The 26907-nt window shown below is 35.4% G+C and carries 20 protein-coding genes; 8 read left to right on the forward strand and 12 right to left on the reverse strand.

Annotated elements, in window-relative coordinates; all coding sequences use genetic code 11:
* Window positions 1-902 precede the first annotated feature (902 nt).
* Window positions 903-1280: a transposase gene (locus F6K54_RS14920; RefSeq protein WP_293078750.1), complete on the forward strand. Its 378-nt coding sequence runs from the start codon at window positions 903-905 to the stop codon at window positions 1278-1280.
* A gap of 69 nt (window positions 1281-1349) precedes the next feature.
* Window positions 1350-1709 (forward strand): hypothetical protein, encoded by a 360-nt coding sequence (locus F6K54_RS14925; RefSeq protein ID WP_293078752.1) that lies wholly within the window; start codon window positions 1350-1352, stop codon window positions 1707-1709.
* Between the two features lie 625 nt (window positions 1710-2334).
* Here the strand turns inward: F6K54_RS14925 and F6K54_RS14930 are convergent.
* From F6K54_RS14930 to F6K54_RS14940, 3 genes are all read right to left on the reverse strand, one after another.
* Complete coding sequence (locus F6K54_RS14930) at window positions 2335-3891, reverse strand: diguanylate cyclase domain-containing protein (RefSeq protein ID WP_293078754.1); 1557 nt, start codon at window positions 3889-3891, stop codon at window positions 2335-2337.
* 1314 nt (window positions 3892-5205) lie between these two features.
* Window positions 5206-5427, reverse strand: coding sequence for a phosphodiester glycosidase family protein (locus F6K54_RS14935; RefSeq protein WP_293078756.1), 222 nt, complete (start codon window positions 5425-5427; stop codon window positions 5206-5208).
* 24 nt (window positions 5428-5451) lie between these two features.
* A complete protein-coding gene (locus tag F6K54_RS14940) occupies window positions 5452-5973 on the reverse strand; it encodes a hypothetical protein (RefSeq protein ID WP_293078758.1) in 522 nt (173 codons plus the stop codon).
* Between F6K54_RS14940 and F6K54_RS14945 the strand changes: the two genes are divergently transcribed.
* Entirely contained in the window at window positions 5953-6423 is a 471-nt protein-coding gene (locus tag F6K54_RS14945) for a metallophosphoesterase (RefSeq protein ID WP_293078760.1), read from the forward strand. The genes F6K54_RS14940 and F6K54_RS14945 overlap by 21 nt on opposite strands.
* A 999-nt stretch (window positions 6424-7422) precedes the next feature.
* Window positions 7423-8658, forward strand: a complete 1236-nt coding sequence (locus F6K54_RS14950) for an LL-diaminopimelate aminotransferase (protein WP_293078762.1) — start codon at window positions 7423-7425, stop codon at window positions 8656-8658.
* Window positions 8659-8832: 174 nt separating this feature from the next.
* Here F6K54_RS14950 and F6K54_RS14955 read toward each other — a convergent pair whose 3' ends face one another.
* Both F6K54_RS14955 and F6K54_RS14960 read right to left on the reverse strand, forming a co-directional pair.
* A complete protein-coding gene (locus tag F6K54_RS14955; RefSeq protein WP_293078764.1) occupies window positions 8833-9795 on the reverse strand; it encodes a GUN4 domain-containing protein in 963 nt (320 codons plus the stop codon).
* Window positions 9796-10014: 219 nt separating this feature from the next.
* Window positions 10015-10929: a hypothetical protein gene (locus F6K54_RS14960; RefSeq protein ID WP_293078766.1), complete on the reverse strand. Its 915-nt coding sequence runs from the start codon at window positions 10927-10929 to the stop codon at window positions 10015-10017.
* Between the two features lie 130 nt (window positions 10930-11059).
* Here F6K54_RS14960 and F6K54_RS14965 point away from each other — a divergent pair, with 130 nt between their 5' ends.
* The 3 genes from F6K54_RS14965 (at window position 11060) to F6K54_RS14975 (ending at window position 14629) form a co-directional block, all read left to right on the forward strand.
* Window positions 11060-12424, forward strand: coding sequence for a DNA cytosine methyltransferase (locus tag F6K54_RS14965; protein WP_293078768.1), 1365 nt, complete (start codon window positions 11060-11062; stop codon window positions 12422-12424).
* A gap of 16 nt (window positions 12425-12440) precedes the next feature.
* Window positions 12441-13310, forward strand: a complete 870-nt coding sequence (locus F6K54_RS14970; RefSeq protein ID WP_293078770.1) for a Bpu10I family restriction endonuclease — start codon at window positions 12441-12443, stop codon at window positions 13308-13310.
* A 356-nt stretch (window positions 13311-13666) separates the two neighbouring features.
* Window positions 13667-14629 carry a hypothetical protein gene (locus F6K54_RS14975; RefSeq protein WP_293078771.1) on the forward strand — a complete coding sequence of 321 codons (963 nt, stop codon included), beginning with the start codon at window positions 13667-13669 and terminating at the stop codon, window positions 14627-14629.
* A 222-nt stretch (window positions 14630-14851) separates the two neighbouring features.
* Here the strand turns inward: F6K54_RS14975 and F6K54_RS14980 are convergent, their stop codons facing one another.
* The gene (locus F6K54_RS14980) at window positions 14852-15799 is read right to left on the reverse strand and encodes a DMT family transporter (protein ID WP_293078773.1); all 948 of its coding nucleotides are present in this window, start codon (window positions 15797-15799) and stop codon (window positions 14852-14854) included.
* 697 nt (window positions 15800-16496) lie between these two features.
* On the reverse strand, window positions 16497-17129 hold the full coding sequence (coaE, locus tag F6K54_RS14985; protein WP_293078775.1) for a dephospho-CoA kinase: 633 nt from the start codon (window positions 17127-17129) through the stop codon (window positions 16497-16499).
* A 628-nt stretch (window positions 17130-17757) separates the two neighbouring features.
* On the opposite strand from coaE, the gene F6K54_RS14990 reads away from it, so the two are divergent.
* The gene (locus tag F6K54_RS14990; RefSeq protein ID WP_293078777.1) at window positions 17758-23673 is read left to right on the forward strand and encodes a CHAT domain-containing protein; all 5916 of its coding nucleotides are present in this window, start codon (window positions 17758-17760) and stop codon (window positions 23671-23673) included.
* A gap of 914 nt (window positions 23674-24587) precedes the next feature.
* Here the strand turns inward: F6K54_RS14990 and F6K54_RS14995 are convergent.
* From F6K54_RS14995 to F6K54_RS15015, 5 genes are all read right to left on the reverse strand, one after another.
* Window positions 24588-24776, reverse strand: coding sequence for a hypothetical protein (locus F6K54_RS14995; RefSeq protein WP_293078779.1), 189 nt, complete (start codon window positions 24774-24776; stop codon window positions 24588-24590).
* Window positions 24777-25455: 679 nt separating this feature from the next.
* Window positions 25456-25884, reverse strand: coding sequence for a hypothetical protein (locus F6K54_RS15000; protein WP_293078781.1), 429 nt, complete (start codon window positions 25882-25884; stop codon window positions 25456-25458).
* A gap of 280 nt (window positions 25885-26164) precedes the next feature.
* The gene (locus tag F6K54_RS15005) at window positions 26165-26419 is read right to left on the reverse strand and encodes a hypothetical protein (RefSeq protein WP_293078783.1); all 255 of its coding nucleotides are present in this window, start codon (window positions 26417-26419) and stop codon (window positions 26165-26167) included.
* A gap of 26 nt (window positions 26420-26445) precedes the next feature.
* Window positions 26446-26643, reverse strand: coding sequence for a transposase (locus tag F6K54_RS15010; RefSeq protein WP_293078785.1), 198 nt, complete (start codon window positions 26641-26643; stop codon window positions 26446-26448).
* A gap of 4 nt (window positions 26644-26647) precedes the next feature.
* A complete protein-coding gene (locus tag F6K54_RS15015) occupies window positions 26648-26839 on the reverse strand; it encodes a hypothetical protein (RefSeq protein ID WP_293078787.1) in 192 nt (63 codons plus the stop codon).
* Window positions 26840-26907: the final 68 nt, after the last annotated feature.

The raw sequence follows: 26907 nt of genomic DNA on the forward strand, positions 1-26907 counted from the left end.
TATTTATACATTAATAGTGGCATTAATTGTAAGTATTTTTAGTAAATTAAAACTTTTTTGGAGGACTTAAAAGAAGAAGGAGTCAGGAGTCAGGAGTCAGGAGTCAGAATTTAGTAGAAAATCATAGCTGCCGTGATTGAGTCAACAATCAAGTAAGTAGGGCTTGCTGAAAAAGTCTGTTAGTGAAGGAAGGGAACAGGGAAAACTTAACTGGGAACAGTTTAAACTATCTGCTACGGTCAAATTTTCGGCATTGTCAGGGTCAAAACTTTACCATTTTGAGATAACAATAGCCAAAAACTAGGTACTTTTTCAGTTCTGAAAAAGGCTAAAACCAATATCAGTCAATACTTTGAGAATTAATCAGTAATTTATAAGTATTTATGCTTAATTATTTACTCGTAATTTGATCAACGAAAAAAGTAATTGAGATGATTTATATAGTATAAATACTTAACCAGCCACAGACTTTTATACTACTTTATAATGTTATAATTTGACGTGCGGAATGTGGGCTATAAAGTTTAAATAAAAATATAGTCAGATATACTTCAACATAGCTTTTGATTTTGGTAGTTGACAAAATATGTAGTTTTAATTAGGGTTTGCTGATTAAATATCGCGCTTATTGACTGATATTGGTTTGATCAATTTTAGATCTGGAAAAAATGCGAGGTTTTAGGTGGTAATGGTTCAAAAATTCAGGATTTTAGTCAAGAGTTGGGCAGAACAATATTGGGAAAATTCTTACTCCTACCTCCTCCAAATTCCCCGTTCCTCCTTTCCCCCTCCTGGGAGGGGCGAGGGGTGGGTTGTCTCCTGTCTCCTACCTGCACCCATAAGACTTTTTCAGCAAGCCCTAATTAAATTTTTTTCTGACTGACTCAAGTATATAAACAATTATGCTCTTAGTAACACATAATTTAATCAAAAAAAATCATTCACTTTTCGCCGATTGCGATAGTTTATCTTTTTTGACTAAAAATCTCTACAATACTGCTAATTATTTATGTCGTCAAAACTTTTTTAACAGTAAAACAACGAATGCTAATACTGTTTATTATCAGCTCAAAAATAGTCATGATTATCTAGTTTGGCCTAGTAAAGTTAGTCAAGAAATTATCAGAATGTTTCTGAAAGAATGGCAAGGTTATTATAGTGCTTACCGAGAATATAAAGCTTTCCCAAGTAAATTTAAAGCTCTTCCAAAAATTCCTAATTATCAAGGTAGTGCTGGAGATAGGAGTAATGGTAGATATGTGGTAAGTTATAACAACTAAGCCATTAGTAAAAAAGCTTTAAAAAAAGGATTAATTCGCCCTAGTCAAACTAATAAGAAGGAGGATTTGATGAGTAGTATAATTCCTGTTATTTTTGTATGGTTTGTCACATTATTTGGAGCTTGTTTAGGTATTATTATCGGAGGTACTATTGGGGGAATTGTTGGTGGAATTACCCACTTAATCACTAAATTTAGATGCACAATGAGAATATTTAATGCAGCAACTTTTACTTCACTTGTGAGTATGTTCATTTTTCTCGTTGCAGGTTATCAAGAAATTCAACCTCTAAATTGTTTGGATGGTTTAGATGGATTGTATGCCTGTTTCAATCCTCTACTTGTACCATTTTGGGGAGCAGTTGTTGGAGGAATATTTGGCTCATTTGTAGGAGTTATAGTGGAAATATATACTAAATCTAGTCGTTAAATTCAAGAGTGTATTGAAATATCTCGTATTGATTTTGGATAAATTAGTCTTTAATATCAAGGTAAGCGTTCAGCCATCAACTATTAGCTAGCCTCCTACGGAGGAACTGCGGACTTCAGCTATTGATTAGAGGAGGATGTAAAAGCAATTGAAAAATTGAGAGAGAATTAAAAGTTACTGCCAATATACACTCATTCAACCTTAGAAGGAATTATTAATTATTTCCACTCAGCGCTGACTGCTAAGAGCTGTTTGCGGAGCATTCCACAGGAAATGCTTAACATATCAAGTCTCATTAATTAGCCATAATAAAAATGGTTTTCTCTGATAAATTTCTCCCTATTCCCTATTCCCTATTCCCTATTCCCTATTCCCTAATCGTAAGCATTCAGCTATTAGCAGTCAGCTATCAGCAAACCCTAATTATTCATTACTTCTAAGATTTAGGGAGGGGACTTTAACAGTAACTTTACTTCTAAGGTTTAGGGAGGGAACTTTAACAGTCACTTTTATTCTGTCTCAGCTTCTCAATTACTTTTACCTTCCCCAAAATTAATAGCTGTTAACGCAGTTCCTCCGATAGGAGGCTAGCTGATAGCTGACGGCTGAATGCTTACCCCTAATCTTAACAAACATACTTAATTCTATGAGCAATGGCACAATCTCGCCCCTGTTCTTTTGCTTGATAAAGGGCCTGATCGGCATCTTTCAATAATGTACGAGCTGATAATTGTAAGGTAGGAATTACGCTACTTACTCCCAAACTTACAGTTACATAAGAACTTACTTTTGAACAAGCGTGAGGTATTTCAAGCCTTTTAATTTCTCTTCTAATTAATTCTGCTCTTCGTAAAGCTTCCTCAATATTTGTATTTGGTAATATAACTCCAAATTCTTCACCACCATAACGGCAAACTAAATCTGTAGAAAACTTAGCTACCTTGCTAATAGCTTGAGCAACTTTTTTGAGACATTGGTCTCCCTCTGGATGCCCATAACAATCATTATAATCTTTGAAATAATCCACATCACAAAGGATAAGAGATAAATATTTTTTTTCTTGTCTAAGTTGCTTCCATTTTTGATGAAAATATTCATCAAATGTACGACGATTAGCTAGAGAAGTTAAACTATCAAAACTGGCAATTCGTTTTAAATTTTGGTTTGCCTTTTTAAGAGCTAACTCCGATTTTTTACGTTTAATTAATCCGCCTAACTGAGTTGCTACAGCATTAACTAACTGTATAGAATCTCTGTCTAATGTTTGAGAAAATTTCTGGAAAAATACTAAGATAGCTAAAACCTGTTTATCTAGAATAATCGGTATTCCCAAAGCAGATTTAATACCTATTTTTTCAGCAATTTGAAAACCAATCAAAACCGATTCTTTTTCCTGAGAAATATCTTTTACCCATTCTGCTTGCTGAGAATACCATACCCTTTGTAGTAAGCTTTGTCGAGAACTGAAAGTAATAATTTGATGCTGTTGTCGAAATTTTAGAGTTGCTGGTAAAGTACCGTTATTACTATTACTAGAATACCATCCTCTACTAAATTTAAGCATTGTAGCTTCTGAATCGGGAATCCATGCTTCTCCAAAATCCCAATTCATTGTTTGACAAACTTCTGCTAAAGTTACTTCTAATGCTGATTCAATATCAGATGCTTCACTAATAGCATGAGTCACTTTTAATAATAGTTGTAATAAAGCGTTTTGTTGTTGCAATTGCTGCTGTAGAGACCGCAGTCGTAATTGATTTTCAATTCTGGCTAAAATTTCAATTAATTCAAATGGTTTTGTAATATAATCTACTCCACCCACACTAAAGGCTTTAACTTTATCCATTACTCCATCTAAAGCAGAGATAAAAACTATGGGGATATTAGTAGTTTGTTTATTTATCTTCAGACATTCACAAATTTGATAGCCATCCATTTCTGGCATTTTAACTTCTAATAAAATCAAATCTGGAAGCTCAAGATGAATATTTTTGAGAGCTTCTTTTCCACTGGTAGCAATTTGCACTTTATACCCTTGTACGCACAACAACTCAGTCAACAGCTTTAAACTTTTAGGATTATCGTTAATAATTAAGATACTTTCTCTAAGTATAGAATTTTTTTGTTGATACATGATTGAGTTGCGGTAGAGTAAATATGCTTGCCAATGGATAATTGACAATTGATAATTAATTAACCTTTAAGGTCTCTTCTTTTGAAGAAGAAAAAAATTAACAATTTCTTCGGTTGTATCAATCCTCTTTTTAAAAGCTATGCTTTAACCACATCTTTCTTAATATAAAACTTGACAAAATAGACAAATAATGGATTAGTCTTGGTTCAGCTTTTTTGGGAGAAAAAAAGTATTTTTCCGTACATTTTTTTCAACAACTTCAGTAGTTTTACTTAGCTACTATGATTTTTTCTCCTTTCTCCCCTGCTTCCTGCTCCCCTACTCCCCACAAAGGTTTCAAGACTTATGGGTAAAGCATAGTTCTTAAAAAGGAAAGGTAATTATCAATTATTAAATATTTTGTATAGCTATTGGCCAAATTTAATTTTATTAAATTTGTGTTATGGAGATATAAAGTTATCATATTAACTGTGTCATTTCAGTTATCAGTTATCAGTTATCAGTACTTCCTACTGTTTGCGCAGCATTACCTAGGAAAGCAGGAGCTTTGAAATACGGAGTTCCCTCGCCATCTCTCGACCACTTTTTATCCCCTTAAAAGGGCAGGAGGCTTGAGACCAGAAATTTTCGGTTAAATAGTAATTAATATAGTAATTCTAAATTTAATATACTATCTTAAGGAATCTACAACTATTTTTTAATTGCGATATGTACCCCGAACTGTTTTGAACGTAGCAGTTTTAAGTTTAGTGAAGTACTTCTAGTTATCTTATTTTCTTTTCCTAGAATTGGTGGTCTCTAAAGCCTAAATTTTTGCACCTCATCAGTATGAAAATTGGTATCTTCATGTATAACATAACGTAAGCATTCAGCTATTAGCTGTCAGCTCTCAGCAACAAGACTCTCTCTTATGGGACAGTGTTTAAATTAACAACTGACTTTAAGGGCAAGGAAGGCAACTTTTGTAGTAAGACAATTAAATATTGCTTTTCTCCTAAACTAAAAGCAATAGCTGAAGTCCGCAGTTCCTCCGGAGGAGGCTAACTGATAACGCAGTTCCGAGCATAGGAGGCTGACTGACAACTGAATGCTTACAACATAACTTTAATATCAAAATATTTAACTTTCAACTAAATATAACATTTTCATTTGAGTGGTGAAAATATTTTTGAGGAAAAATTAACAAAGAATCAAAAAGAGCGATATTTTTGATTTTTGAATAAAGATAAATTACTTTTTACCTATTTTAGATAAATGATTTTTCTTAGATTGAGAAAAATATCAAATCAGCTTTAATATATAGTGCTTTTATTTGAGATGTAAATCTATAGCAATTCCCACACTGGTAAGGTACAAAATTCCTTACTGAGTGACAAGACAAGTTGATTTTGAAGCTAACTTTGGTGCCACTAAAGCAACTACATGAGGAACAGGACGTGGAGTATATCTAACTAAAGATTTGCCCTGATAAGCAAGAGATGTACTAGCTCCAGAATCTAACATTACTGCATCCCGAAATCCTACTTGTGCTAAAAATTGAGCAAGTTTAACAGAACCAATTCTTTTATAAGATACTCCAATCATAGGTTGACCACTACGATGAATACCTCAAAATGCTCGGTGAAGAGGTTCGTTGAACTTGAATAATTTACCAAAACTTTCTGGTGGTTGAGGTTGATAATTTCTCACTAAAAATGCAGCTCCCACAAAAGCATCGGTAAAATTTGGTATCTCTGATTTTATGCCTTTTATTGTATTGTGAAGTTCGGGATTAAAAGGAATAAAATCGACTTCATCTTCACTAATTAATACTAAAAGACAATTCTTTAATTTATTATTGTCATAGCTATCTCCAGGCACAAATTTTTTTGTATTCTGACTAAAAATCGGACCAATTACGTCGTTAGAATCTAGTTTTTCCAGAGAAAAAAATACTCCATCCACTCCGGCGATCGCCTCATGTTTTGCCACAATGTCTTTGACTTGATACCGACTATCTGCATGAATAGTTATTGGTTTTCCTCCAGAAATTAAAATTAATGGAATTCCTTGAAGAGTTATTTTATTTTTGATAATTTGACCAGTAAAATCAAACCCAAATTTCCAAGTATGCTTCGGATTCCTAAACAACAATTAGAGTGGGCAGAAAAAAGCCTCGCAAGTAGTCAAGCACAAACAGCAAAAATGCGAATTGTAATGGGGCATTTACCTTTTTATGCTGTTGCTCCTACTAAAAATAAAATGGGTGATGTTTTAGCTAAAGCTGATGAGTTAATAACTATGTTAGAAAAGTATAATGTTCACCTATATATTAGCGGTCATCATCATGCTTATTTTCCCGCTTATAAAGGTAATTTGAAATTGCTTTATTCTGGTGCTTTAGGTAGCGGTCCGCGTACTTTAATTGGTAGTAACTTATCTCCCAGAAATACTTTGACAGTTGTTGATATTAATTTAGAGGAAAACAAGAGTTTTTATACTACCTATGATATGAATAGTTTGGCAGTGGTTAACCCACAGGAATTACCAGAAAAAATCACAGGTATAAATGGTTCAGTTTTGCGGGAAAAAGAAGCTTAAGTAAAGTCAAAATTCAGTAGGGGTGATTCGCGAATCACCCGTACAGAAGTCAAAAGTAATATTTTAAGTACTTAAAGCCTCTAGTTGTAAGCATTCAGCAATCAGCAATCAGCAATCAGCTATTACTTTTAGTGTAAGCATTCAGCTATTAGCTGTCAGCTCTCAGCAAAAAAAGGGAATTTTAATAAATATAGACTGTTTTAGCCAGTTTTTTATAGTAAGTATAAATTCTGACTAAATTAGTAAAGTTTTTATCTAAAATTAAAAGCAATAGCTGATGACTGAATGCTTACCTTTTAGTTTACTATCAAAGCTTTATTAATTGTCTTACTAGAAAAGTAGGCTCCCTTGACCTTAAAATCTATTTTAATTTAAACACTGTCCTATATGAGAAAGTCTTGTTGCTGAATTGCAGAGGTACTGATAACTGATAACTGATAACTGAAATGACCTCTGGTTAAAACTGTTACGAAATTGAATATAAGGAAATCTGATTCCTTCTTTATCCTTAAAAGGAGAGGCTTTAAATCGAATGTATTAATTATCAATTATTAGGAGTAACTTATTTTCCAGAAATACTTGAAGAGTTGCTGATATTAATCGTAAGTATTCAGTTATTAGCTGTCAGCTCTCAGCAAAAAAAAAGGGGGTTTAATGAATATAAACTGTTTCAGTCAGCTTTTATAGTAAGCATAAGTTCTGACTCAATTAGTAAAGTTTTTATCTAAAATTAAAAGCAATAGCTGATTGCTGATTGCTGACGGCTGTTTGCGCAGCATTCCGGAGGAAATGCTTACTATTAATCTAGAGTAAATTCAGAGTTTCAACATAACAGGTTCTGAACATTTTAGCAGTGGTTAACCAACAAGAATTACCAGAAAAAATTACAGGTTTAAATGATTGAGTTTTGCCGTAAAAAGAAAGAAGGTTGCCCTATATAACAAAAATTAGGATAATCTGACATACTGATCTGTTGTAAATCATTTTTGGCAATCTATCATGGCAACAATTAACAATAATTACCTCAAACTTAAAGCAGGTTATCTCTTTCCAGAAATCGCCCGTCGAGTAAATACCTTCGCTGAAGCTCACCCGGAGGCCAAAATTATCAAACTAGGTATTGGGGACGTCACCGAACCCCTGCCAGCAGCTTGTCGTCAGGCCATTATTAAAGCAGTAGAAGAAATGGGCGATCGCTCAACTTTTAAAGGTTATGGCCCAGAACAAGGTTATGCTTGGTTGCGGGAGAAAATTGCGACTCAAGATTTCCAAGCTAGGGGATGCGATATAGATGCCTCGGAAATATTTATTTCTGATGGATCTAAATGTGACTCTGGTAATATTCTCGACATTTTTGGCCACGATAATACTATTGCAGTGACAGATCCAGTTTATCCGGTGTATGTGGATACTAATGTAATGGCAGGTAATACAGGAGATGTGAATGAGAAAGGGGAATATGAGGGTTTAGTTTATTTACCAATTACCGCAGAAAATAATTTTACTGCCGAACTTCCCACTCAAAAGGTAGATTTGATTTATCTGTGTTTTCCCAATAATCCTACTGGTGCAACTGCCACAAAAGAATATCTCAAGACTTGGGTAGATTATGCAAAAGCAAATGATGCGATTATTTTATTCGATGCTGCTTATGAAGCTTTTATTACTGATGCAAGTCTTCCCCACTCCATTTATGAAATAGAAGGAGCAAGAGAATGCGCAATGGAATTTCGCTCCTTTTCTAAGAAGGCTGGTTTTACAGGTACTCGTTGTGCGCTGACTGTCATACCCAAAACTCTTAAGGGGAAAGCTGCTGATGGTAGCGATGTAGAATTATGGAAACTGTGGAACCGCCGTCATTGCACAAAATTTAATGGAGTTTCTTATATTGTGCAGCGTGGTGCTGAAGCAGTTTACTCCGATGAAGGGAAAGCACAAGTTAAAGCGTTGATCGAATTTTATTTAGAGAATGCCAAAATTATTTGTTCCCAGTTACAAGCGGCAGGGTTAACTATTTATGGTGGTGTGAATGCGCCTTATGTTTGGGTGCAGACTCCTACAGGTTTGTCAAGTTGGGATTTTTTCGATAAGTTGTTGCAAAATTGTAATGTTGTCGGTACTCCCGGTTCAGGTTTTGGTGCTGCGGGTGAAGGTTACTTCCGAATTTCTGCTTTTAATAGTCGGGAAAATGTTAATGAAGCGATGAAGCGGATAACTGAGAAATTTACAGTTTAGGTAGGCGATCGCTCAGAAACCGGGTTTATAGCAGTTTTTTAATCTCAGGACTTACGCAAAAAACAAAATGATACATCATCTGTAGGGGCGAATGGCATTTACTTCCCTATGAATAGCTTGTTGTCTAAGAATTTGCGTAAGTCCTATATTTGTTCGAGGGAGTTTTCGACAGCACTAAAGTCTACAAATTTCTGTGCGTGAAAAAAAAATTCTTGCTTGTTCTCCCACCGACTCTCTATCTAGATGCCACATTCTTGCATCAATACGACGACAAGGAGTTGCACACGCATCCATCCCTGGCAAACAACAAGTTGAAATTATTTCCCCAACCCGAGGGAGATGACCCAAATAAGGTGTATTTAGGTTATAAGTTAGGTTTGTATAATCCAACCATTTCTCTCCTTCGCGCCATCCAACTTTAGAGCCAAATGCTTTCCACACTTGAGTATCATAATCTCTTGTACTATCATTACTTTGATTAATTTTTCCACCATTATTCTGATAAATTTTCTTTTGAACACTGAAGCCAAATTTACCCCCACTATATTTTATCCAAAGTTGATCGATAGCACGGAGGTCTTTACAAGGAAAATTGTTAATTGATTCGCTATCTAATAGCGTTTCATTATACTCTTTCCCAGCTATCTTAAACATAATATTTCTAGTTTCTATGTCAGCTTCCCAGAATTGTTGCTGTGATAAATATTTTTCCAATTTTGGGTAAGAAGAAGCACCAACGGAGGCTTCCCCATCAGGGTCTTGTCGTGGAGGACTATCTAACTCCTTTTGAAGCAGTTCGGAATTAAGCCCACTTGGCCAAATAAACCTTCCAGTCTTATCAATATAACCAGATTCATCGCCAATTTTTACCGGAGCCAAGCCTTTCCAAAAGTTCTCAACCTTATCAAACTGAGGACTAATAACCATCTTTCCGGTTCGATCTATAAAACCCCATTTGTTACCAATTTTTATTGCCACTAAACCTTCCGAAAACCCTGGCAAAAGAGTCCGATCAAATACATCGAAATAAAACAAGTCATATAGAGAGAAGGAGAGGGTTTTTCTCAGGAGTATAGTCTCCCCTACAACAACTAAAAAGCTTGTACAAGCAATAACCGAAAACATTAATCTGCGCATAACTTACCAAACTTCTATTAACTAAAATATGAGTCAAGTTTCGACTAGCAATTAGAAAAAAAATTGTATAATTAAAACTATATAAATATCCCAACACTTGATATTCAAAACTTTTGAAAAAGTAATAGCTAAAGAGTTTAATTAGAGTAGACAAATAGGATTAATATTTGCCTACTATTGTTGATAATTATGTAACTATTTTGAGCAACCAAGAAATAACTACTTGCCAAATCTCTCTAACAGCTCTTCCCTCGAAGCATTCAATAACAAAGAAGTCAACTCCTCTGCAGACAACTGCAACATTGGTTCGATAATGGCCAATAATTCTGGTTCGAGGGAACCAAACCGAGCATTGAGAAAATTTTCAATCATTTGTTGCTTTATCCTTTGTTCGCCTTGTTGGACACCTTCTTGGCGACCTTGTTCCAAAGTCTCTTCGCGCCATTGCACATAAACAGGTGATAGTCTCATAAATACCTCCCGATCTTCTTCACTTATATTTTCTCTAAATTGAATTGTGACGTACCAACTTGCCAAAAGCTCCATGAGATTTTCCCGAAGTGGGTTGCCTTCTGGTAAAGCTTTTAATTCTAAAATAGCTTGCTCTTGTGTCTTACCTTTGCCCAACACCCGCAACGACAGAGTATCTTGATTTATCGGTAGTTGATTAATTGCTACTAACGCTGTGTTTAGAAACTCTGCCAAAAAATAAACGCCAGTAGGCCATTTACCACTGGGGTCTAGTTTAGCGCCAAAACCCTCAATTAATTTGTCTGAACAAGAAGGACATAAAATCCACAAGAAAGGCCATTCAGTTTGAGAATAAGAAGTATTTTCCCTTTTAGCTTTACGTTTTTGTTGATTAATAACAAAATTGAGTTTTGCTTGGCAGTCTAGTATTTCTAGTTGTTGTGGTGGGTTACGAAATGGTTCATAGATAGAAGCGGTAGCTGCCATTTGTCCTAATAACCCTAAAATTTTAGGGTCTTTTGGGGGTGGAACTTCAGGGATAAAATATACGTCTATTTCCCGGACTTCGCTGGCAACATCGCGACTGGTTTCAACTTGACCTAATAGAGTTAGTAACTCTTCTAAATATTGTTTGGCAAATTGGTCGTGGGGAGTTCGTGTCATTTCAGTTATCAGTTATCAGTTATCAGTTTTTTACAGGAAGTTTTATGGGTAATTAAGAGTATAGTTGAGGATATAAAATTATTTGTAATTAATCGGAAAATTTTGATAGAGGAAATCAGGAATAGGTAAAATGTCATCTAGTGATTTTGACTTAAAAAAAGTAAAAGCTGAGTTTAATTTGAAAATTATAGAAACAGAAGATTTATTTTCTCAAGTTGAACCTGTAGAGATTAGTAATTTATTAGCTGAAATGTTGAAGCAAAATGTACCTATTGCTTTAGCGAACGCTACAGAAAAAGCTAGTTCTGATATGAAACCATTAATATTAGATATTTTTTCCGGTGCAGGTGGTTTTAGCCTTGGTTTTAAATGGGCTGGTTGTCAAATTATTGGTGCTATAGAAATAGATAAATGGGCATCAGAAACTTTTGCTTATAATCATCCAGATGCAGTTGTTATCAATCAAGATATTACGACTATTACTAATAAGGATATAGCAGCAATTTGGGATAATAATAAACCACAAATTGTGATAGGTGGTCCTCCTTGTCAAGGATATTCTATTTGTAATAAAAATTCTGGAGACCCTAAAGACCCTAGAAATAATCTTTTTAGAGAATTAATCAGAGTAGCTATAGTTTTTGAGCCAGAAATATTAATTATGGAAAATGTGCCTAACCTGATAAAAATTAGGACTCATTCTCAAGTCAAAGTTATTGATATTATTGAAGAGGAGTTTAAAAAGATTGGATATCACGTCTATATAAATATATTAGAAGCTACAGCATACGGAGTACCTCAAATCAGAAAACGTTTATTTATTGTTGCTTCAAAACAGGAACTAGAAAATCCTTTTCCCTTGCCAACTCATGGAGTATTAACCAATCAACAAATGTCTTTATTTGGAGAAAATTTAAAGTTCTGTCCGACATTATGGGATGCTATTTCTGACTTACCGACCTTAGAAGCTGGCGAAGGAAAAGAAGAGTCAAATTATTCCAAACAACCGTCGAATGAATATCAAAAATTATTGAGAAATGGCAATAAAATTCTGTTTAATCATAAAGCCATGAACCACACTAAAAGAATGGTAGAAAGATTTGCTACAATGACTTGGGGAAGTTCTGGAAAAGATGTACCAAAACATTTACAACCACGACAAAGAAACTCTACAAAAATATCTCAAAAAATCTACGACCAAAATAATAGAAGACTCCATCCAGATAAACCATGCCATACAATTCCAGCGTCATTTTATGCTAATTTTGTTCACCCTTATCAACATAGAAATTTCACGGCTAGAGAAGGTGCAAGAATACAATCATTTCCAGATAGTTTTAAATTTATGGGTAAACCAACAGTTGTTAGTCATAAACTACTATCTAAAGAAGGTCGTTTAGCAGAAAAACATTTATGTCAATACAATCAAATTGGAAACGCCGTTCCTCCTTTGTTAGCTAAAGCTATTGCTGATAATATATTAAAACAGTTGTAAAATAGAGCCAAATAAAATGTATGTTCATGGTCAGAATTTAGAGCAGAAAGAAAATCATAAAAGGAAATATAGAGACGAAGATTCTCGGAGATATTTGAGAGAAATAAGAGAAAAATATAATGAGTGGAAATTGGCTAATGAAGGGCTAATTGGCCCATTAATTGAAAAAACAGACCAAGATAGCGAATTATTGATAAAGCGAGTAGAAATTTTGAATCAATACAAAAATTTTCTAGAACAACAACACTATGCTGAAAAATTTGATTCTCGTTCAAATCTCCATTCATCTGTGTTAGAAGAATTTATGTATTATCTCTTCAAAGATTTGGTTACTGAGTTTTCATCACAAGCTTTAATTGGTAAGTCTCGTACTTTTAAAGATATATTTTTTCGGTCTGAAAATTATCAGGATATGCTCAATTATCCTCATGCTTTAATTGAACTAAAAGATAATGATTTTGCCATAGGAGTGAGAATTCACGCCCAAATGAATTGTCAAGGTTCCCAAGAATTAGAAAGTCATATTTGGGATGTACCTGCTGTAGTTATAGAATGTAAAACTTATTTAGATAAAACTATGCTTCAAGATGCAGCAACGGCAGCAGAACAACTTAAGTATAGAAACCCTAATGCCATTTATATTTTAGTAGCAGAATGGCTAAAATTAACAGATGCCGTAAATTTACGAAAATTCAAAATAGACCAAATATATGTATTAAGAAAACAAAAGAATACGGATAGAGAATTTCGATTTCAAGAAGGTTATGTGAAAAATCCTATATATGCAGATGTAGTAGAGCATTTATTTGTTTATGTTAGAGATTACTTAACATCTGATTGGGAAGGGGGTATTAATTTTGGTTTGAAACGGGGTTATTTAATTTAGCTAGCTAATCATTTTTATAGCGCTACGCGCTAGGGAATAGTAAATTGTTAAAGGTTTTCAGGGTTTAGAAATGTCTTAACCTTAATGCGTAGCGCTATATTAAAATTATTTCAACTGTGCCAGTTTAGAAAAATCACTACAACTGTCTACCCTATTATATGACAACTCAATAACTGTCACCTACATACTAAGTTCTACCTTAATAGTCAGCTTAGGATTGGTATTAACAAAGGCAAGAACACAAGAGTGACACTTTTTTATCTGGTCAGTTTCTATTAATAAGCTGCCAGAGATCGGGTAACACTTTCTCGCATCTGCCTAAATCATTAAACCAAAAATAACTTAGCTGAAAAACCATGAACTTAGTAACAACAATTAATTCCACTAATCAGACTCAATTTGATTTAGCTGGTTATTGCCATTCCACTCCTAACTATCTACAAACTAGAGCCAGAATTAATTATTTACTCGAACGCTATCTTTCACAAGACATTCTTACAGAAAGACTATTAGACTTACAACAACAATTTGAAACTCCTCAACAAAGACCTTGGCAAAAAATTAATTGGCAAGCTATTAACAATAGTCAAATTATTGGCATAGAACCAAAATTATTTTTACAAGTAATTGCCTCCGCTGTAGAAATTGAAGCACCAATTCGTTCCTATTCTCAAGAAAGTTGGGGTTATTTACAAACAGCTCACCCTCAATTAGCTAGATTTATGGGAGGTGTAACTGATGAAAATGGGAAAATAATTGAAGTTGGCATTTGGGAAAAAGAAGAACGACAACACGCCCCTGCTTTTAGCAAGATTTATCAACAACTTACAGGGAAAAAATTACAGCAAAAACCTAATACCGTTCATGGTTATCAACCTACTGGAAATTTACGGGCAGAAATCTATAATCATGGAATAAGTAGAATCAGTTCCGAATGGAGTGCCGTATCTATTTATATATGGTTAATGTCTCATTCTACAGGGGCATTACAAATGGCGATCGCTCAACCCTTACAAGATGAAGTTAATCATTTGGCTAAGTTTTGGGGAATTACTAGATGGGGTTTTGGTGACTCAGTTTTGCGGCGAGTTATTGGCAGTATCTCTCGCCTAATTAGACTCTTAAATCATCATCAAAAAGAGCGAACTTCTGGTCAAGATATTATCAATCTTTCTCATTTCAAATATGGTATAGAGATTGGCTATACTTTGATGAAAGTAATGATACAAATGTGTCGTTGGAATTATCATTTAAAAGCTGATGCTTTGAGTCAAGTTTTTGGTAATTATCTCAGTCATACTTCCAAAATTCAAAAATAAAATAGTTATACCGCAGATTTCACCAGGCGTGAGGTAAACCTATAGTGGGTAAAATGTCCGCACTGAGAACATTTATAGCAGTTTTGATTTAATATAAAATTCTGCTTATATTGAAGGCATTGCATAATTGCGGGATAATTCGATCAGAGAGGAGTAACTATAATCTCCGTGTCTCCGTGTCTCCGTGTCTCCGTGTCTCCCACTCCCCCACTCCCTACTTCCCTACTCCTTCATCAAACGTCGATGCTCTTGACTCAGTAACAACACACCTAGAGTGACAATAACTATACCAAGCAGTTGTAAACTATTGAGAGTTTCTTGAATTGCCAACCATGCTAAAATAGCAGTTAAACAAGGATTAGTCGCACCTATTGTTGCAGCAGAAGTAGCACCAATCAGACGAATACCGTGATTATACATTAAATGACCAGTCAAGGTGACAATTGCTGATAAAAATCCGCCAATCCAGAGGTACATCCAATTAAGACCGCTACTTCCCTGCAAAATCAATAAACTACAAGCAGATAGTCCTAGAGTGGTGGCAAAACTAATCCAAGTAAAAGGTACTGGATGCAGAGTTTCAAAACTTTTTTGTGCATTGACAGTATAAAGTGCATAGGAAAGTCCAGCACCAATACCGAAAATTACTCCGACTGCATTATAATTATCGGATGTGGTCTCACTGTAGGGAATAGTCAAAAAAGTTCCTATTAATACCACTATCATCACCATCCAGCGAAAGCGAGTAGGGGGAATACCTAACAATAGCCAAGAAAATAGCGAAGTGAACATCGGGTAAGTAAAAAACAGAGTTAATGCAACTCCAGTTTCAATTAATCCAATAGATATATAAAGCATTGCTAAGTAAAGAAACATTAGCATCCCGCCACCTAGCGATCGCCACAAAAGGGGACGAGATTCAGTATTTCCTAATTCTCTAATATTTTGCCAAGTTTGCGGGTAGAGTTTTGTCGCAAAGGATGCCATCAATGGAACGACTAATACCATTCGCATGAACATCAGCAAAAATGAATTTTGTAGAGTGGGAGTAACAAACCCTCCTGTCTGAAAAATTCCCAAAATTGTCTGTTCGTTGAATAAAATTCTGACAATTACATTTTGAAAACAGAAACAAAATGATGCAAATATAACAATGAAAAAACCAAGCATATAATTTATAGTAAAGGACTATTTTAAGACCTTAACTATTGTGACATTAATTATATGATCAGCAAACGGCCACTTTAACCTAGTGATAGCCAAAATTATATTACTCAGAAGCCAACAGATTTGATATCATACATAAATCAGTTAAGAGTTAGCTTCCTGGGGAGGAACTGGGTTTGCAGTTGTACGATACGAGATACAGGATGTTGTCGCTCCGCTTCTACAGACCCAGCATTAATACCTAACACGAGCTTTTCAAAATATTGTTCATTGTTAAACACCGTAATCAGTATACTAGCAATTTCCGAATTTGGTATAACTATAAAACAAGAAAGTAGTTGATACGGCAGGAGTAGAATGGTGGGAAACCAATCTTTACTGGTACTTTCGATAGGAAAACCTAACTATTGCAACCAATAACCTATACTTCGCCACGTCCACTACCTCGTTCATCACAGTACACCCTAACTTGAACGAAAGATTGTTGGATATTTGAGATTGAGTAATTTAGTTGCCAGCTGCAGATATTACGGGATAAGATCGTCGAAATTACGACGGAAATATAAATAAATAGGCAGAGACTCATAGCAGTTGTCCATTGTCCATATCAGGAGTTTCTACTACTTAATACAAAAGTTATATGATGTTGTCAGGATATAATTTCGGTGTCTTTACCTAAAAATTGCGGCCAGATACTCAATTATTCAGGTGATGAGGAATTAGCGATCGCTGAGTCTACTTGCTTCAACAAAATTTCTAAGGTTGAGGAGTTGTCCAAAACTATATCTGCTTGTTGGCACTTATCTTCTAGGGGCATTTGATGATTAATTCGAGTGTAAGCTTGTTCTTGAGTCAGGCGATCACGTTGTATCAATCTCTCTATTTGTTGTTGAAGTGAAGTATTTGTAACCCAAATTTCTGTTACTAAGTCAGTCATTTTGGCCTCAAACAGCAATGGTACTACTAATACTGCTGTGGGGTATCCCTCGGAGGTATGATACCCAAGTTGATTATTTTTGACGATAAACTGCTGAATATTCTGCTCGAAGCGATCGCGTACATAAGGATGAATTTGTTTCTCTAACCAGAATAACTCCTCTTGATTGTTAAAAACAATCTCTCCTAATTTTTGCCTATTAAGATTACCATTAGGTAATAATATATCAGCGCCATAGTGTTCTACTATATTCTCTAAAATCAATGAACCTGGTTGTACAGCTTGGCGGGCATAAATATCTGCGTCCCAAATTGGGAGATGGTAAGTTTTGTTTAAATAATTTGATACAGTGGTCTTTCCTGTACCAATACCCCCCGTTAAACCAATGAGTCGCATTATAAATAAGTCAAAAGTTAAAAGTCAAAAGTTAAAAGTTAAAAATTAAAAGTAGTATGGATAAGAATTGATTTAATTTGGGATTTTTTGAGATGTCTATTAGACATATCCAAGAATAAAAAATCAAATCAATTATCCCAAATAAATTATCAATTCTTCCCCTCCTGGGAGGGGTTAGGGGTGGGTTCCCTTCCCCTCCTGGGAGGTGTTAGGGGTGGGTTCTCTTCCCCTCCTGGGAGGGGCGAGGGGTGGGTTCCCTACTCCCTCTTTTCTGGAGATGTCTATTATGCAAATGAGCTATTTAATTACCTTTTATATATCCTCTTCTATTATAATCACTTTGATTTTTCCGAGCAAGTTACTAAAATTTTAGATACAGTAGAAATGTAAAGTAAAGTAGTTCAAACAGAAATTTTCTATATATCAGGGAACAGGGAAAAGAGAATAGAGAATAGTGAAAAAAGCTTTTTTCTGTCTCAGGTTATCGTCAACATAAGTCAAACACCAACTCGCTACTTGCTATATAATACTTATTTGGTTTGATGTTAGATGTAATTTAATAATTAGAGGATTCAAAAGTATTGACGAAAGAGTAGTTGTATGATATTGGATAAAAAGTCATAAACCAATGAACTATGCACCCATCTTGAACGAAGTTAGAAGTCAGAAGCGAGTGTGTAATTCTGAGGTTCCCTCAGAATGTAAGACACACTCAAGACAGTCAGAAGTCAGAAGTTGTTTTTGTAACGGGGATTTAAGCAAGACTCCAAAAATATTTCGCCTTAAAAGACAGGCTTTTAGACCCAATTATTTTGATAAAATTTACCACATTCTCATAGTTGTCCCCCTAACTGGACTTTGGGTATTGGATGCTGTTGCCTTCCTACCATTCCATAACAGCGAAAATAATGGTAGGTTAGGAAAGATTCCATGGAAAATTTTTTCCGCTAAAATCGCATCAGCTCAATCAATAGTTCCCGAAGAAAACTCAACTAATACAGTAGTAACTCCGGTAATACCATCTCCAGATTCCTCTCAAACTCGCTTTGATATTACAGGTGGGAAGCAATCAAAAGATAATACTAATCTTTTCCATAGCTTCGAGAAATTTAATGTGGAAGAAAACCAAATTGTTAATTTTATATCTAACCCAAATATCAAAAATATTCTAACTCGTGTCACTGGTGGAGATGCTTCTGTAATTAATGGTCTAATTCAGGTAACAGGGGGCAATTCTAACTTACTGATGATGAACCCTGCGGGTATTATTTTTGGTGCAAATGCTAGATTGGATGTACCTGCATCTTTTGTTGTAACTACTGGTTCAGGTATTGGTTTTGACTCTGGTTGGTTCAATAGCATAGGTGAAAATAACTACGATAATTTAACAGGAAATCCCAGTTCTTTTTCTTTCCCAATGACGAATCCTGGAATAATCTTAAATGACGGTGAGCTAACTGTTGAAACTGGCGAAAGCATCACTTTATTGGGGGGGACAATTATTAATACGGGTAAAATTTCTGCACCAGGTGGTGAAATTACGATCTCTACAGTTCCTGGAGAAAATTTAGTCCGTATTAGTCAAGAAGGACGTTTATTAAATTTAGAAATAGCGACAGAGGATGGAGAAAGTTCTGATGATTTACCAGAAGAATTACACAGTTTAAATCCCTTATCTATACCAGAGCTTTTAACAGGTAATAGTGAAGTGATGGAAATGGCTACTGGAGTTAGAGTTAATGATAATAATGAAGTGGTTTTGATAGGTTCAAATCAAGTAATTCCTACAGATTCAGGGACAACGATTGTATCTGGTTCTCTTGATATTTCTTTGGCAGAAAATTCTGAATTTTTAAATACAAGTAGAATCAATATTTTTGGTGAAAAAGTAGGATTATTTAATGCCAAACTTAATGCTTCTGGTCTCTATGGTAGTGGCAATATTAGAATTGGTGGAGATTCTCAAGGTTTAGGAACAGTTCCTAATGCTACTCGTACTTATGTGGATGAAAAGACAGAAATATATGCTACTTCTTTTAGAGGTGAAGGTGGTAATGTAGTTATTTGGAGTGATGAAGAAACTAGCTTTTTTGGAAAAATAGAAGCTCTTGGTCGTATAGAAGAACAGGCTACATCAGCAGGAGAAAACTCTAGTAAAAATTTAGTAGAAGTTTCTAGTCAAGGAAGTTTAATTTTTGATGGTACTGTTAATTTAGGTTCTCCAGATGTGTTGGGAAGTTTATCATTTAAGGCTGAAAATATTAATATTGTAGATGGAAATATTGAGGTTGCAGATAATCCTTTAAGAGGGGAAAGGACAACAGAATCTCAAATATCAAAATCATCAATAGAAAGCATATCAGATAGTACAAATATTACTTTTCAAGCATCTGATGATATTACTGTCAACAATTTATCTGAAACTCAATTAAGCTTTGCTCAGACAAAAGGTGAAATCTCATTTGTTGCAGATAGTGACCAAAATGGTTTGGGGTTTTTTACAATAGACTCAGAAAATACTATTAATACTCAAGGAGCAGCAGTTAATATTTCTGGCACGATTATAAATACTGGAGATATTAATACAGAAGGAGGAGAACTTAATCTTACCAGTAGTCAAGGTTTTGTGATGACTAATAACTTATCTACTACCAATTCAAATACGACAGTAGAAAGTAATGGTGGAGAGATTAATATTACGGCACAGGGAGATATTACGACTGGAGAAATTGATGCGAGTGGAGACTCTAGAGGTGGGAATATCACTATGAATGCTGCTACTAATATTGATATAGAAAGCATTAATGCTAAAGGTACGCAAAGTGGTGGAGAGATTAATATTACGGCACAGGGAGATATTACGACTGGAGAAATTGATGCGAGTGGAGACTCTAGAGGTGGGAATATCACTATGAATGCTGCTACTAATATTGATACAGAAAGCATTAATACTGAAGGTACACAAAGTGGTGGAGAGATTAATATTACGGCACAGGGAGATATTACGACTGGAGAAATTGATGCGAGTGGAGACTCTAGGGGTGGGAATATTACTATGAATGCTGTTACTGATATTGATACAGAAAGCATTAATACTGAAGGTACACAAAGTGGTGGAGAGATTAATATTACAGCACAGGGAAGTATTACGACTGTAGAAATTGATGCGAGTGGAGACTTTAGGGGTGGGAATATTACTATGAATGCTGCTACTAATATTGATACAGAAAGCATTAATGCTGAAGGTACGCAAAGTGGTGGGAATATCGATCTTAGAGCTGGAAATACTCTCAACTTGCGAGGAATATCAACATCAAGCGATAGTAGAGAAACTGGTAACATTACTATTACTGGAGATGAAATTAACCTTTTAGGCGGAGAAAATAGTGTCAGTAGCAATGGGAGACTCATTTTACAACAAGCATCAGAAAATCAAGATATTACTCTGGGAAGCTTTGAAAATATAGAAGGAACAAATGGCAATTTGCCCCTACACCTGACAACAGGAGATTTGGCAACTTTGGCAAATGGTTTTGAGTCTGTTACTATCGGAAAATCTGAAAACTCTGGCAATATTACTATTGCTTCGACAGAAAACAGCAATACAAATGGAGTTGTATTCAATGATCCCACAGCTATTCAAGCAGAAACAATTACAGGTGTAGGTACAATAACTGGGGTAGATAATGCCCAGATTACTATAAATACTAATAGTGATATTTCCACTGGCAATATTTCCACATCCACAGGTATTAGTATTACCAGCATTCAAGGCAATGTTAAGACTGGAGATGTGACGGCAAATACATCAAATAATAGTATTGGCAATATTGATATTATCAGTGGTAGCGGTTCTATCGAAACGGGACAACTAACAACCATAGGAACAACAGCAGGAGGAAATATTAATCTACAAGCAGGCGATCGCATAACTATAGGTAGAATAAATTCTAGTGCTACACCAGGGAATGCAGGAGAAGTTAAACTGAATGCGGAAAACGGTATTGAGGTCATCTCTATACAAGCAGAAGGTGGAAATAGTGGAGGCAATGTAGAAATTATTACAGGTGATACTCTCAGGATAACAGGTACTTTTTTAGACCAAAATCAGAATATTGCTAGTATTTCTACTGCAGGAGAGGTAGTGGGGGGAAATATTGCTATTAGCACTGGAAATACACCTTTTATTGTCGGAGATGCTACAATTAATGGCTCTGTAGGGGCAATTACAGATGGAAAATCAACAGTTTTACCCGATCGCTCTCTACCTAGTAGTTTTGAACTAAAAGAAGTAGAAAACTCTCAACCACAGGATTCTGAGTCTGATGAAACTACATCTGAGTCTGATGAACCTGCACCTGAGTCTGATGAGACTACATCTGAGTCTGATGAGACTACATCTGAGTCTGATGAAACTACATCTGAGTCTAATGAACCTGCACCTGAGTCTAATGAACCTGCACCTGAGTCTAATGAACCTGCACCTGAGTCTACTGAACCTGCACCTGAGTCTACTGAACCTGCAACGGAATCAGAAAGTCAAGAAAATCAACCTCAGTCAGAAGAATCAACCCCTCAAAATGTCACTCAACCAGAATCAACAGAATCTAGTAATTCTGAGGAAAATCAAACTACTACCATTACCGAAACTCAACCAGAATTAGTTGAGGAGCCAAAAAATATAGAGGAACCGCAGACTCAAATTCCCCTTGAAGTAGTAGATAACGAGGAACCTTCAAACACAAATCAAGATATACAGATAGTATCTCAAAACCCCAACGATGAATCAAACGCACCAGTTTTAGATAATACTGAACCTACAACCCCGATAGCAGAAAACACTGTATCCTCAATGAATAGTTCAGAAGAACAAGTTATCCCGATAGTAGAAAACACTGTATCCTCAATGAATAGTTCAGAGCAACAAGTTGTCCCAATAGCAGAAAACACTGCATCACTAATGAGTAGTCCAGAGCAACAAGTTGTCCCGATAGCAGAAAACACTGCATCACCAATGAATAGTCCAGAGCAACAAGTTATACCATTAGTTGTAGAAAATCAAAATCAAAATCAAAACCCAACGACATTAGAATTTGAACAACCGAGTAACTCTCAACTCATGATTGTCGAAAATATGGAAACAAATATTCTTGTAGAAGATACTAATACCAGTTCAATTACATCAGTTTTAGAACCAACTGTTGCTATAGAAAATCCCGCCCAAGGTAAGTCCTCTCAGAAACCAACTCCAACTTTAGTCGTAGAAGAAAGTATGACTACCACTGTTTCCGAAATTTCTAGCAAGGATAATTACAATCAAACTACTTTAACTGAGACTGTATTGCCACAAATAGAGTTAAACAGAGGTAGAGAATTCGCGGGTTATTTAGGAAAAAATATTACTAAAAAAACTGCCACAGCAGCAAATATCCGAAATACCCTCAGTAGCGTAGAAAAAATTGGTATCAGACCAGCAATTATATATGTATCTGCACAACCCAATAATTTAGAACTGCAATTATTTTTGCCAAATGGTAAACCTATTGTTAGAAGTAGTGGGAAAACAAGAGATGAAGTAATTGAAGTTGCCAAAAAATTTACAAATCAGATTAGGACTCCCAGTCAATTAAATTCTCATAATTATTTACAAAATGCTCAAAAATTACATCAATGGTTAATTGCACCAATTGCTGAAGAGTTGGCAAATCATAATATTAATACCCTCGTTTTTTCTATGGATAAAGGTTTGCGAACTATTCCCATTGCAGCTCTACATGATGGTCAACAATTCTTGGTAGAAAAATATAGTTTGGGATTAATTCCTAGTTTTAGTTTAACTGATACAAGCTATGTTGGATTAAATGGTTCTCAAATTTTGGCAATGGGAGCATCTGAATTTCCAGGTAATATCGAGCAAGCTCCTCTACCTGCAGTACCTGTAGAACTTAAAACCATTGTGAATAATCTTTGGCCTGGTCAATCTTTTTTGAATCAAGGATTTACTCTTGAAAATTTAAAGCAACAAAGTAGTAAAGACAAATTCAAAATTATTCATTTAGCTACTCATGGAGAATTTCATCCAGGGGGTGCTGACAATTCTTATATTCAACTCTGGGATACTAAGTTACGCTTAAATCAATTACGCCAGTTACGTTTGTATAATGCACAGGTAGAGTTATTAGTTTTGAGTGCTTGTACTACTGCAGTCGGAGATGAAGAAGCTGAGTTAGGTTTTGCTGGGTTAGCAGTGCAAGCAGGAGTCAAGTCTGCTTTGGCAAGTCTTTGGTATGTTAGTGATACTGGTACTTTAGCTTTAATGACTGAGTTTTATCAGAATTTATCTAACAGACCAATTAAAGCAGCAGCATTACGACAAGCACAGTTAGCAATGTTACGAGGAGAGGTGCATTTACAAGATGGTCATATACTCCGAAATGGTAATCAACATCTTCCTCTACCACGGGAGTTAGCTAGAGGAGGTAGAAGGGATTTATCTCATCCTTATTATTGGGCAGCATTTACGATGATTGGTTCGCCATGGTAAAGGAATAATTAATAATTAATAATTAATAATTAATAATTAATAATTAATAATTAATAATTTTAATACCCACATTCTGCACTTCAGTTTGTATCATTAAAAGTAGTATATAAATCCGTAGCTTTGTAGGTATTTATACTATACAAATCATCTCAATTACTTTTTTCGTCGATCAAATAATGAAGTAAAAAATTTACGCATAAATACTTGCTTGATCGTGTACTCGATCGCGACAGCTATGATTTTCTTCTCAAATTCTGTCTCCTGTCTCCTGTCTCCTGTCTCCTCCTTCTATACTAAATTTTGTGGTGCGGAATGTGGGTTAATAATTAGGGTTTGCTGAATAAATCTCAAAGCATTGACGAATAAATCCACATTCCGCAGGTCAATTTGTAATACCAGTTTGATAAATCTTTGCTACAAATACTTAGGTTACTGTTTAGGAGTCAGAAGACAGGAGTCAGGAGTCGTATGGAAATGGGTTTTATGCCATTTATTATATAGTAATTTATCTTTTTCCTCCAATAAATATTTCCTACAAATTATTTTAATACTGCTTATTATCTGTAACATTCTTTTTTAAAATTGGTATAACATGAAAATTAGTATAAAATTCTGAGGCTGTTTAAGTATTTATACTATATAAATTATCTTCATTTACCTCGATCAAGAGTCAAATTCTCAGTTAAATATTAAGTATAAATATTTATTGAATCGTTGACTCTTATTGACCACTATAATTTTATTCTTAATGCATGACTTTTGACTTTTGACTTAAATTTTTATGCTACATTTTTTCGTGCGGAATGTGGGTTAAAAGGGGAGGCGCATACCCACAATTTTTCGGTAAAAGAAGGCAGAAGGAAAAATAGAGAAATAAAATAGAAAGTTCAACTTTGCTCTGGTGCGATCGCTATTCAATACCGTTCTACATACCATCCAGGGATACCATAATTCCACCCTCTCATAGTTTCAAAAGGGTCTGCTTTTCTTAGTCTCTCATCATCACACACAGCTATCAGAGATTTTAAGTTATTGTTAATTTGTTGTTTTTCAGTTACGTTTTTCCAAGTATTTTGTGGGATATTTTTTTCTTTCTCAATCATTTTTTTGATCCAAATTGTTTGCTAATTTAACATTAACCTACTGATTGAATAAATCAATCCCTCCGGTCATTAATCTCAATATTTCATTAAATAAATTTAAACTTTGTTATGTTTAGAAAATTTACGCAACGACACTAATTATAGCGATATAGTAATTTCATTTGAGTTGCTTCAAAAACCTGTCGCTTTTAGGCAACAGCTCCGGAAAGCAACAGCTCCAGAAGGTAATATCATGTCCGGATAATTAGTGATAAAAAAACCTTTTCTCTTCTCACCTTTTCTTTCCTTCTGCCTCCTGCCTCCAGCATAGCTGCCTTACCTCCTCCAAAGTGTAAGTATTCAACCGGACATGATATAAGAAGGTTTGCTAGACTTTTTACTGTTATAGCGCTGTGCGCAGCTCATCTGGCAACAGCTCATCTGGCAACAGGGGGAATAAAAAGCTTATTTTATAAGACTTTTAGCTATTGGACACTTCCTGCAATTTGTAAATATCCCAGCGCACATTGCTATAGTAAATAACCAATTCTTGTTTAATATCAAATACGTTTAATTCGGTATAAAAAAATGTTCCATCTTCAACCATTAGCAAATATTTCTCCATCTCCCCCGCTCCCCTGCTCCCCCGCTCCCCTACTCCCCTACTCCCCCGCTCCCCTACTCCCCTACTCCTTCTCTCCTAGATAACTAATTCCCCGGATTTGATATAATCTCCCTGAATCAGAGTATGCAATTGCCAATCAGCAGAAGTTTGAGGATAATCACTGCGGTAATGTCCGCCTCTACTTTCGGTGCGCCAAGCAGCACTTTTCAAAATTAAATAAGCAACATCAGTCAGATTGAGAGTTTCCGCAGCTAGCTTCAGGTTTTGTTCAGCCCGATCGGAATTTAATTGCACCGTTTGGTTGGGTTTTGCCTTGAGTAAGTATCCCATAATATTCAAATCAGTTAGTTGAGAACGCCAAATATTCAGTTGTGATATTCCATCTTCAAGTATTGCTTGAGAACGAGAAATACCAGCACTGTTCCACAGGAGTTTGGGTAAATTTTCTCTGATTGAGTTAACTTTCTCCATCTCGTTATCCCAATCCTGTTCTTCCCTCTTCATAGGTAGAGACGGATATTCAGAATCCTCATCATTAATCTGAGGGTGAACCGTCAGCTGAGACAATTGAGCAGCAAAAACAATACATTCTAGTAAAGAATTACTCGCTAAACGATTAGCACCATGTACCGTACGAACTAAACTGTAGAAAATTGTGACAGCTTAATATCTTTATATTGGATTAACCAATACAGGCTGTACGGCGCAGCTCACTATTCCCTCGGCAGTAAATGCCTCTGGGAATTTCTTATCTTAAATTTGAAGACTGCCATTAACGTCAGCATTAATGACTATACCAGTTCCACTCCGTTTGGAAACCACGTTTGACTCGTTTACCCCTATAAGTTTCATGTTTAATTGGTTGCTCAAGGTCAAGGGCAGATGTTTTGCTTGTATAGCTTTCCTCTGTTTCAATCACCTTGATTCCTGCTAGCTGACATTTATAAGTAATTTGCTTGGGCTTTCTTATCATGTGGTATTTGAGTAAAATTTTGGTTATTTTTTTTGCCGATGTTTGCACCTTGTTTCCAATTATCATTTTTTCCTATGACTACAGTACCAATATTATTTGTGGTTAAATACAAGGGCCACTAAGAAACTGGTGTTATGCAGATAATTCTCGACAAAACGGTTCCGATGATAACTCAATGCTTCTATCTTACGGCTGCTTTTTCTGTTCCCTTTGAGATGACTTTGGTACTTGGCTTTACGCTTATTATAAAGTTGATTAACACTTTTTAGTGGCTTCCCGTTAACAAGCATAGGCTTAACGCCAGGCTTGGCAAGTAGATAGAGCTACCTTACTGTCAATCCCTAAGTCTATTCCTGCTACATATGTTGAGTGTATTTGTGGCTGAAGAGTTTTTTCATACACTACTTCAATTATATAGCAGCTAGTCGCAGGTACTATCCTGACTTCGATGACAGTATCCACAACTACAGGTATGCATGATTTCACTCATTGATAAGTGACAAATACCATCTTTTAGAGGGGCTTTGTAGACTGATTATGCATGAGTATATAAC

Source organism: Okeania sp. SIO3B5 (assembly GCF_010692555.1).
GTDB lineage: Bacteria > Cyanobacteriota > Cyanobacteriia > Cyanobacteriales > Microcoleaceae > Okeania.

Coding starts and splice junctions, on each gene's coding strand:
- F6K54_RS14990 (WP_293078777.1), top strand. CDS start 17,758: ATGAACTATGCACCCATCTTGAACGAAGTTAGAAGTCAGAAGCGAGTG.
- coaE (WP_293078775.1), bottom strand. CDS start 17,129: ATGCGACTCATTGGTTTAACGGGGGGTATTGGTACAGGAAAGACCACT.
- F6K54_RS15010 (WP_293078785.1), bottom strand. CDS start 26,643: ATGCTTGTTAACGGGAAGCCACTAAAAAGTGTTAATCAACTTTATAAT.
- F6K54_RS15005 (WP_293078783.1), bottom strand. CDS start 26,419: ATGATAATTGGAAACAAGGTGCAAACATCGGCAAAAAAAATAACCAAA.
- F6K54_RS14970 (WP_293078770.1), top strand. CDS start 12,441: ATGTATGTTCATGGTCAGAATTTAGAGCAGAAAGAAAATCATAAAAGG.
- F6K54_RS14950 (WP_293078762.1), top strand. CDS start 7,423: ATGGCAACAATTAACAATAATTACCTCAAACTTAAAGCAGGTTATCTC.
- F6K54_RS14955 (WP_293078764.1), bottom strand. CDS start 9,795: ATGCGCAGATTAATGTTTTCGGTTATTGCTTGTACAAGCTTTTTAGTT.
- F6K54_RS15000 (WP_293078781.1), bottom strand. CDS start 25,884: ATGAAGAGGGAAGAACAGGATTGGGATAACGAGATGGAGAAAGTTAAC.
- F6K54_RS14960 (WP_293078766.1), bottom strand. CDS start 10,929: ATGACACGAACTCCCCACGACCAATTTGCCAAACAATATTTAGAAGAG.
- F6K54_RS14935 (WP_293078756.1), bottom strand. CDS start 5,427: ATGATTGGAGTATCTTATAAAAGAATTGGTTCTGTTAAACTTGCTCAA.
- F6K54_RS14925 (WP_293078752.1), top strand. CDS start 1,350: ATGAGTAGTATAATTCCTGTTATTTTTGTATGGTTTGTCACATTATTT.
- F6K54_RS14995 (WP_293078779.1), bottom strand. CDS start 24,776: ATGATTGAGAAAGAAAAAAATATCCCACAAAATACTTGGAAAAACGTA.
- F6K54_RS14920 (WP_293078750.1), top strand. CDS start 903: ATGCTCTTAGTAACACATAATTTAATCAAAAAAAATCATTCACTTTTC.
- F6K54_RS14945 (WP_293078760.1), top strand. CDS start 5,953: ATGCTTCGGATTCCTAAACAACAATTAGAGTGGGCAGAAAAAAGCCTC.
- F6K54_RS14975 (WP_293078771.1), top strand. CDS start 13,667: ATGAACTTAGTAACAACAATTAATTCCACTAATCAGACTCAATTTGAT.
- F6K54_RS14980 (WP_293078773.1), bottom strand. CDS start 15,799: ATGCTTGGTTTTTTCATTGTTATATTTGCATCATTTTGTTTCTGTTTT.
- F6K54_RS14965 (WP_293078768.1), top strand. CDS start 11,060: ATGTCATCTAGTGATTTTGACTTAAAAAAAGTAAAAGCTGAGTTTAAT.